The 7,905-nt window shown below is 40.9% G+C and carries 11 protein-coding genes, 1 tRNA gene and 1 rRNA gene; 9 read left to right on the top strand and 4 right to left on the bottom strand.

Features of this window, described 5'->3' with window-relative positions; all coding sequences use genetic code 11:
- The first annotated feature begins 10 nt into the window (after positions 1-10).
- A 5S ribosomal RNA gene (rrf, locus tag AAA939_RS08480) occupies positions 11-127 on the top strand.
- A gap of 493 nt (positions 128-620) precedes the next feature.
- Positions 621-693, top strand: a tRNA-Thr gene (locus AAA939_RS08475).
- A gap of 156 nt (positions 694-849) precedes the next feature.
- Here AAA939_RS08475 and AAA939_RS08470 read toward each other — a convergent pair.
- The 4 genes from AAA939_RS08470 to AAA939_RS08455 all read right to left on the bottom strand — a co-directional run bounded on the left by AAA939_RS08470 (position 850) and on the right by AAA939_RS08455 (position 3,800).
- Positions 850-2,031, bottom strand: a complete 1,182-nt coding sequence (locus AAA939_RS08470) for a tyrosine-type recombinase/integrase (protein ID WP_338230840.1) — start codon at positions 2,029-2,031, stop codon at positions 850-852.
- A gap of 166 nt (positions 2,032-2,197) precedes the next feature.
- Complete coding sequence (locus AAA939_RS08465; RefSeq protein WP_338230839.1) at positions 2,198-2,887, bottom strand: hypothetical protein; 690 nt, start codon at positions 2,885-2,887, stop codon at positions 2,198-2,200.
- A gap of 68 nt (positions 2,888-2,955) precedes the next feature.
- Positions 2,956-3,399 (bottom strand): ImmA/IrrE family metallo-endopeptidase, encoded by a 444-nt coding sequence (locus tag AAA939_RS08460; RefSeq protein WP_338230838.1) that lies wholly within the window; start codon positions 3,397-3,399, stop codon positions 2,956-2,958.
- 8 nt (positions 3,400-3,407) lie between these two features.
- Positions 3,408-3,800 carry a helix-turn-helix transcriptional regulator gene (locus AAA939_RS08455; RefSeq protein WP_338230837.1) on the bottom strand — a complete coding sequence of 131 codons (393 nt, stop codon included), beginning with the start codon at positions 3,798-3,800 and terminating at the stop codon, positions 3,408-3,410.
- Positions 3,801-3,945: 145 nt separating this feature from the next.
- On the opposite strand from AAA939_RS08455, the gene AAA939_RS08450 reads away from it, so the two are divergent.
- The 7 genes from AAA939_RS08450 to AAA939_RS08420 all read left to right on the top strand — a co-directional run bounded on the left by AAA939_RS08450 (position 3,946) and on the right by AAA939_RS08420 (position 7,905).
- Complete coding sequence (locus AAA939_RS08450; protein WP_338230836.1) at positions 3,946-4,170, top strand: helix-turn-helix transcriptional regulator; 225 nt, start codon at positions 3,946-3,948, stop codon at positions 4,168-4,170.
- 34 nt (positions 4,171-4,204) lie between these two features.
- Entirely contained in the window at positions 4,205-4,393 is a 189-nt protein-coding gene (locus AAA939_RS08445) for a hypothetical protein (RefSeq protein ID WP_338230835.1), read from the top strand.
- 71 nt (positions 4,394-4,464) lie between these two features.
- Positions 4,465-4,995: a hypothetical protein gene (locus AAA939_RS08440; RefSeq protein WP_338230834.1), complete on the top strand. Its 531-nt coding sequence runs from the start codon at positions 4,465-4,467 to the stop codon at positions 4,993-4,995.
- Positions 4,996-5,017: 22 nt separating this feature from the next.
- Positions 5,018-5,371, top strand: coding sequence for a DUF771 domain-containing protein (locus tag AAA939_RS08435; RefSeq protein WP_338230833.1), 354 nt, complete (start codon positions 5,018-5,020; stop codon positions 5,369-5,371).
- Positions 5,372-5,470: 99 nt separating this feature from the next.
- Entirely contained in the window at positions 5,471-5,596 is a 126-nt protein-coding gene (locus AAA939_RS08430) for a hypothetical protein (protein WP_338230832.1), read from the top strand.
- Between the two features lie 138 nt (positions 5,597-5,734).
- A complete protein-coding gene (locus AAA939_RS08425) occupies positions 5,735-5,950 on the top strand; it encodes a hypothetical protein (RefSeq protein ID WP_338230831.1) in 216 nt (71 codons plus the stop codon).
- Entirely contained in the window at positions 5,947-7,905 is a 1,959-nt protein-coding gene (locus AAA939_RS08420) for an AAA family ATPase (RefSeq protein ID WP_338230830.1), read from the top strand. The genes AAA939_RS08425 and AAA939_RS08420 overlap by 4 nt, the downstream gene beginning before the upstream one ends.

The raw sequence follows: 7,905 nt of genomic DNA, 5'->3' as shown, positions 1-7,905 counted from the left end.
TTCTCAGTAGTGTGGCGACGATGGCGAGAAGGATACACCTGTTCCCATGTCGAACACAGAAGTTAAGCTTCTTAGCGCCGAGAGTAGTTGGGGGATCGCTCCCTGCGAGGGTAGGACGTTGCCATGCAAAGTTAGGATCAGCTGAGGCTGGTTCTTTTTTTTTACATCAAAATGATTATAACAAAACCATAGCGCCGGTAGGGGTTCCTAATGAGGAACTCTACCGGCGCTTTTTGTATGCTCTGTTTATCGTTAGAAATTCAGCATTTTTCGGCGCTTCGCCGGCAGAATCCGTGGGCCGTGGGGTCGGCTACAGCCAAAGAACGGTCTTCCGCCTCGCTTGAAAGCCTCAAAGGACGAGTCTTTCAAGTCGCCCCACACTGTAACCTGGCAAAAAACGCCAGCTAACAGTGCCGACACGGCCCGCTGATTCTGCCGGCTATGCTAAGACTGCTTTAAAACAAAACTAGTTTTTAATAGTAACCTCCACCTAGCTGGCGGTTATTTATGATAAATGTAGCATTACTCGTTGATTTCCCAGCTTCCGTCACCGAATGATAATCACCAAACTGACTTTGAAAGCCTCCTTAACTTTTGGTATACTGGATAGGACTTATTTTGCCGTTTTAGCTCAGGAGGTAGAGCGTTTCCATGGTAAGGAAGAGGTCAGCAGTTCAAATCTGCTAAACGGCTTCTGGAGGCTATTTCTGGTAGTTTCCCGTATTTTTTGAATCTCTTACAAACGTTGTTACATCAGCGTTCGCAAGAGATTCTTTTTTATTTCGTTGTTCCTGGTTTATCCTCGTTTTTTCGATTACGTACACCAGAGGTACACGAGCGTACACGAGATTAGTAGAATTCCAAGAGCGTTTTTTCAACTTTTTCATCTTCTCTCGCTTGGGCTTCACGGATAATATGGATGTACGTATTGTACGTGATCATAATGCTTTTATGGCCTAGACGTTTCGATACATAAGCAACATCAATGTGGTTATAAAGTAAGACACTTGCATGAGTATGACGGAGCGAATGTGAGGTAAACGGATGGATATACTTTCCGCGCCGATCTTTTTTTATGATACCAAGCTGATAGCAGATTTTTTTGAGATCCTGATTAATACCACTGTTTGAAACAGGCTTATCGTTTCGCTCAGTAAATAGTAATTTTTTTGGATTACTATAATATCTGCTTTTTAAGATTCTGATATCCTGTGTTCTTTTATATCGTTTCAAAATCATGACTAGCTTGTCATCAATTGAAATCGTTCGATTTGAGTTAGCATTTTTTGTTGGGCCAAAACCGGGTAGCATATTGTTATCCTGGGAGTGCTCACTCCAGGCCTTATTGATTTTAAGAGTACCATGTTTAAAGTCAACACAGTCCCATGTAAGAGCTGCAGCCTCTTCGTACCGCATTCCTGTCATACACATCGTTAAAATGATACAGTGGTTTGCTGACGTCCAGTGATCACTCGTACTTAGATAAGCAATCAACTTTTTGAAGTTATTAAAATCCATAAACTTTTCGAATTCTGGTTTCTCTAATTTCTTGTTGCCGGTTACTTTGGCCCCCCAAGTGGGGTCTTTTTTTATTACTCCATCATGGTACGCAGCTTTCAGGCATTTACTGATATATATGTGGCGACTGCTGGCAGTTTCTCGTGCATGATTTTTACCGTAATCGTTAAGCATTTTTTGATATTCATCACGAGTGATCTCCGTAATTTTTTTATACTTAAAGTATTCTTTGATAACTTTTAGAGCATTTAGAAAATGAATATTTGAAGCGTAACTCATCTTGTTTTTGTAAAAAGTGTTGTACCACTCCTCATAATACTTGGCGAATGATATATCTGGATCTTCTTCATAAGTTCCATGCCTAATGTCAAACTCTACCTGCTCAGCTTCAGCCTTTGCTGCTGACCGGAGTTTAAAACCACCATTTGAATTAATTGGTACGCGGGTACCATCAATTGTGCGGTTAATACGCCAATGCCATAGTCCGTCAGTGCGTTTGTAGTAATAGGCCATAAGTTATCCCTTCCTTTCCAAATTGCTGATTGATAGTGTCTGGTTAAGTAAAGTCTAATTATTTTTCTGTTCCTGCTGCAACCGCCTCCTTTCGTTAGTAAGACAAACATATGTTCTTTTTCAGCTTTAAATAAAAGCCCTTTTCAGGCTATTATAAAAATAATTTTTAATCATCATATTTGAAGTTACCAAACGCTGACGTGTGTGCTAGTCGATTACCAGCACTGTCTTGAACAGTTATATACAAAGCTGCTGCGGCGTCATCATCAGGGAATGGGGTGTAGTTATCTAACAAATTTTCACCGGCATTCCAAGCGCTTCTAACAACACCTTTTAATTCATTATCATTTAGGCTTAAAGCATCATCAGATAAAACAAGAACGGTCTGCTCGCTGGTCTTATCAAAGTACGCTTTACTGATTGCATTATGTGTTTTTGTAGGCACAGTAGCTAAAGCCTTTTTATAACTAGCGAAGTTTTTCTTTTCATTAGCCTTACGAGCACTTGAAAGCTCCTTCTTATCCTTGGCCTTAGATTCAGCAACTGAACTAGCCTTAGTGGATGAAGCTTTCTTGGAAGATTCTCGTTTTGATGCAGCCTTACGACTGGACGCGTCAGACCTTGATTCTTCACGAGCATCGGCTTTCCCATCTGGAGAATTGGAGTAGGCAGCACCGCAAGCAAAAACCAGTGCAATACTGGCAACTAAAGCAATGAGCGAATAGCGCCCCCAGTGATGCTTAGGCGTGAAGCTTGAACTACTCTGTACGCGGACAAAGCTAATAATCCATCCAATAGCGCAGACCAGCGTTCCAACTAGAAAAACAAATAGTAAAAATGACAAAAAACCAAACATAAATAAATTCCCCCGCAAATTTCAGCTTTTACCGACCTCAGTATCTGGTCTGTTAATAATAAGTTTTCTTAATTAATAATATCTGATGAAGTGAAAAATTCGTAAAATTCATCAGGAAGAGCATAGGCCATTTGTAGCGCCTTGAAATCTTCCGGCAACATGTCAAATTGCTCTTCATATAATTTTGATAGGTCATAGCAAGCAAACATGTTTGCCTGGTATTCCATACTGTTTTTTTGAAGATTTCCGATGGTGTACCATGCTGCGCAAGCAGTATGTTCAACACCATGCCCAAGTTCATGAGCCATCACTGGCCAGCGGTACGGAATGTCTTTTAACTTCTCGTTTAAAACAATATGCGTGAAGCCTAAAAAATCCTGTGTAAATCCTAGATTAGTACCAATATCCCGGTAAACAACTTTAAACCCTAGCATGTCTGCAATTTCAAAAGGGTTGAAGGTATTAAAAGTCTTCGCTAATTGTTGAACCTTAAGATACGTGTCATAACGCATGTGTCCACCTACTTTTGCCCTTTTTCTTTTAATTCCTTAAGATCGTCCCAATAAAGGCTACGCAGCACCCGCCATGCTTTTTCCTTATTGGACGCACTTAAGTTTAAATTTCCAAAAGACATTGGATCAGCAGATTTAAGCATTTTTTCCATATCTATAACGTCTGAGGCGGTTGCCCAGGATGGTGTATCAACTGCGCCAATATCGTGACCAAGTAAAAAGTCAGTAGTTACCCCAAAGTAATCAGATAACTTGTTGATCATTTCAGAGTTTGGCTCAGAACGTCCGGTTTCCCAACTACCAACTGTCTGTTGGGAAACGTTGATCAGATGTGCAAGCTCGCGCTGGCTCAACTTGGATTGCTTTCTAAGCTCCTTTATACGATTAGATAGTTTAGTCATGGTTAGAACCTCCAGTTATTATTGTGATAATACCACGATTAGTAGTATTATTTAATGAAATACCATGAAATGTAGTAAAAAACATTGACTTACAACAAAACGTGGTATATTATTACTACATAAGGTAGTTAAAGGGGGTGTGAAAATGGAAAACCAATTACGAAAATTGCGTGAAGAAAAAGGATTAACACAATTGGAATTAGCCAATTTATTAAAATCGAATCAGCGAACAGTTAGTAAGTGGGAGCGAGGTAAATCCACACCTAAACCGTCACAGATGCAATTTTTGGAAGATTATTTTCATACTCCCAAAGAGGAAATTTTTTTTGAAGCGTTCAACTACAAAATGTTGTTAAACGGTCGGATGTAACTACCTTAAGTAGTTAAACGAGGAGGCGATAAGAATGGAACATTTATCACAGCTATCACGTAAATCAATGATTGATGCACTGGTTAATGAAGAACCAGATAAAGCACGTATCTGGTTTGAAGTTTTAAGTGATGAAGAATTGTATCTTGAGTTCTTTAACCACGCCAACGCTCATTCAGAACGCATCAAGGAGCAACAATCAATCCAAGTAGGCAATCGCTAGCTGATTACTTACATCTTAATTTATTAGGCTGGCAACTAAATATTCAGGAGTTGCCAAATGAAGGTGATTTTATGATGAGTCCACGCACAACGATGCATGAGTTGATTAGCAAGGCCGTGGATAGGCATTCAATAACGAACCGAGAAATGGCTAAAAAGGTCCATGTAGACCCGGGGCAAATGTCTCGGATGCGTAGTGGAAAGCGGCCAATACACAAAGAAATGCGAATAATAATTACCGGCGTTTTAAAAGATTGCCGGCTGGCATTTCAATCGGCGAGCTTTGATTACAAAGTTCCAAGCTTCCGAGTTGATAAGAGTTTAAAAACAGACGTTTATCACACATCTTGGGAGCAGCGAAAACTAGAAGTTAAGCGTCAGAAAATGGAGCCAGCATTCAATGATGCTGTGGCTGTTGACCCAAAATATAGGACAGCTGAGCAAATTCAAGTTATTCATGACTATTTATTTGAGTATGTGAGCGAAGCTTCTGCGGAGCAAGCAGACTACATCACAAAAGCTGAATATGCTGGGTATTCCAATAATGATCTACTTAGTTTATTTAACGAATTTAACCAGAAGTTTGGGGTAGTTAAAGCATAACTATTCGTAAGGGGGTGATGATATGGCAACCGATGTTCAAACGGAAATCAAAGCGAATGTAACGCTTGAGCTTCCAGACGACAAAGTGATTGTTGATAAGACCTATTTCGAAAGCCTAGAACGGTTTCGTGATCATAACGTGCTACATGGTAAGCGATGGACAGTAAACGACTTAATTCGGGTTACAGGCCATCAACGTACATGGATAAGCCAAAAGATTTTTAGCAAATATGAAAAGGAATTGAGTACTGAATACGGCGGGCCGGTTTATTACCCAGCTACGAATCAAGAAAAGTATTCAATTGATGCGGAACGTATGAGTGATTGGCTAAGTATTCATTTTGAAGACCTTTACACTAACCAAGCTGTGGGATAGGAGGAATTGACATGCTATTTATTGAAATACTGATACCAGCGATTTTACTGAGCGCCTTAGATCAGGGCGGTTACGATAAGTTTTTCGGAGGTGATAACAATGACTAGATTCACATTTAATCTTGGTGGCTTACATTTTGAGCAAGTCACGAGTGAGGAGCTTCATAAAGTTTTTAAAGAGGAGGCTGAACGAATTGCAAACACGAAGAGTGCCGCTAGTGCCTAAACAAGAGTACGAAAAAAGCTGTTCACGTATTGGAAGTACGTGGACAGCTAGAACACAAAGCAAATTTAATTTCGATTTCTATTCTAGTCCAAAATCAGGACTGTTACAACGGTTAATCCGTAAACTGCGGGGGTGGAAATGATGAGCGTAGAAATTGGCAATAATGTTCGAGTAAAGAATATTGGCGACTTAGTCGATTTATGTAACGACTTATCACATTTTGTTGATGACGACAGTAATAAATTGTCTGACCAACAATATGATGACCTGAGTGTCATTTCAGATAGCTTGAACGAGTGGAAACCTGTGCTAGAAGTTATTACGCACTATAGCAACAAGGAGGATGAACTTTGAAAACAATCAAATTAATTTCAATCAGTTATCACAATTTTAAAGGTATCAAGGACTTCACTTTAACACCGAATGGTGAATCAATTTCAGTCAGCGGAGCTAATGCGACAGGTAAAACGACCTTGTTCGATGGGTTCACTTGGTTGCTGTTCGGTAAGAACTCCGACGAAGTTAAAAAGTTCAATCCTAAGCCATTAAATGCAGATGGAAGTGAGCAACTTGGCTTGGACCCAGAGGTTTCTGCTGTACTTGAAATTGAGGGCAAGGAAGTCTCACTAAGCCGCAAGTTGGCAGAAAAGTGGAGCACACCGCGCGGACAAGCTGAGAAGGTGCGTAAGCCTGATGCAACCGAACTAACAATCGATGAAGTACCGCAAAAGGTCAAAGACTTTACTGCCTACATCAGTTCAATTGTTGATGAAGATAGCTTCAAGATGATTACTAACCCGTTCGCTTTTAACAATCTCAAATGGACGGACCGCCGCAAACTATTGCTTGACTTGGTCAGTGATGTTAGCGACGAAGATGTTATCAAGGCTACCAAGAATCCTGCCGAGTTAGCTAAGCTACTCGATCAACATACTGCCGATGATATGAAGCGAATCATTGCTAGCAGCCGTCGCAAACTTAAAGCCGAAATTGACGGTTTGCCTGATCGGATTGATGAGGCGACACGAGCAATCCCAGCAGTTCCAGATGATTCCAAGGACAAGCTTCAAACTAGGCTAGAAGATTTAAAGGGCACTATGACCGATGCACAACAGTCGCTGAGTCTTGCGTCAACGGGTGGGATTAATTTAGATGCCCAAGCCGAAAAAGCACGACTTCAAGGCGAATACAGTGATGCCCAGATGTCTTACATGCAGGGTAACCAATTGGAACTTAACGGACTTTCGGAAGATATGAACACCATGCAACGAAAGCTCAATACGGTTCGCATGACGGTGGACAGTGCAAAGACTGGCCTGAGCCAAGCAAAGGCAGCACTAGAGATAGCGACTGCTAAACATACGGAGCTTGTTAAAAAGTATTCTGTGCTTAATCACAAAAACTTTGATGAATCACAGCTGACATGCCCAACCTGTGGACAAGAACTACAGCCAGATAAGCAAGAAGACATTCGAAAGCATTTCAACGTTGAAAAATCCACCAAACTTGAAGAAATCAAGACCGATGGGCTTCAATCTGCCAAAGATATGAATATGGCAAACAATGAGATTAAGAGCCAACAGCAAGCCTTAGATGCCGCACAAAGCGAGCTAGATCAGGTGCGAGACCGCCTAGATAAAATCAGCAATGATTATAACCAAGCCAAGGCGATCCAAGTGGACTTTAGCCAAACGACTAAGGGCGAAAGCTTACAAAAGAAAATTGATGAACAGCAACGCCTAATTGATAGCAATTCTGGCGATAATTCCAAAACTAAAGCAGTCGCTCAAGCAAGAATTGATGAGATTCAATCAAGCATTGACCAGGTGAAGTCACAGTTAGCAAGCTTTGACTTGATCAAGCAGCAAGAAGACCGGGTCAAGGCGTTACATGCACAAGAAGACGAGCTGAAAAACACTTACGCCGACTTAGATAAGCAGTCATTCTTACTTGATCAATACACACGGACGCGGGTAACGATGCTAGAAAGTCGAATCAATAAGCTATTCAAATTGGTTAACTTCAAGTTATTCGAAGTCCAAAAGAACGGTGAAATCAACGAGATTTGTGAAGCCATGGTTGATGGTGTGCCATACAGCACTGACCTTAACAATGCGGCCCGCATCAACGCTGGGTTAGATATTATCAACACACTGTCTAATCACTACCAAGTAGTTGCACCAATTTTTGTAGATAACGCCGAATCAGTTAACCGACTGATTGACACGGATGCCCAACAGATTGCCTTAGTAGTAAGCGGCGACAAGCAATTGACTGTTGAACAAGAAACTGAAAAGGAAGTGGCTTAG

Origin of the sequence: Lactiplantibacillus paraxiangfangensis (assembly GCF_036246185.1) — a bacterium.
Lineage (GTDB): Bacteria > Bacillota > Bacilli > Lactobacillales > Lactobacillaceae > Lactiplantibacillus > Lactiplantibacillus paraxiangfangensis.
This window is presented reverse-complemented; position numbering and strand designations above follow the sequence as displayed.

Coding starts and splice junctions, on each gene's coding strand:
- AAA939_RS08440 (WP_338230834.1), top strand. CDS start 4,465: ATGATGAGTCCACGCACAACGATGCATGAGTTGATTAGCAAGGCCGTG.
- AAA939_RS08435 (WP_338230833.1), top strand. CDS start 5,018: ATGGCAACCGATGTTCAAACGGAAATCAAAGCGAATGTAACGCTTGAG.
- AAA939_RS08470 (WP_338230840.1), bottom strand. CDS start 2,031: ATGGCCTATTACTACAAACGCACTGACGGACTATGGCATTGGCGTATT.
- AAA939_RS08445 (WP_338230835.1), top strand. CDS start 4,205: ATGGAACATTTATCACAGCTATCACGTAAATCAATGATTGATGCACTG.
- AAA939_RS08425 (WP_338230831.1), top strand. CDS start 5,735: ATGATGAGCGTAGAAATTGGCAATAATGTTCGAGTAAAGAATATTGGC.
- AAA939_RS08450 (WP_338230836.1), top strand. CDS start 3,946: ATGGAAAACCAATTACGAAAATTGCGTGAAGAAAAAGGATTAACACAA.
- AAA939_RS08460 (WP_338230838.1), bottom strand. CDS start 3,399: ATGCGTTATGACACGTATCTTAAGGTTCAACAATTAGCGAAGACTTTT.
- AAA939_RS08465 (WP_338230839.1), bottom strand. CDS start 2,887: ATGTTTGGTTTTTTGTCATTTTTACTATTTGTTTTTCTAGTTGGAACG.
- AAA939_RS08455 (WP_338230837.1), bottom strand. CDS start 3,800: ATGACTAAACTATCTAATCGTATAAAGGAGCTTAGAAAGCAATCCAAG.
- AAA939_RS08430 (WP_338230832.1), top strand. CDS start 5,471: ATGACTAGATTCACATTTAATCTTGGTGGCTTACATTTTGAGCAAGTC.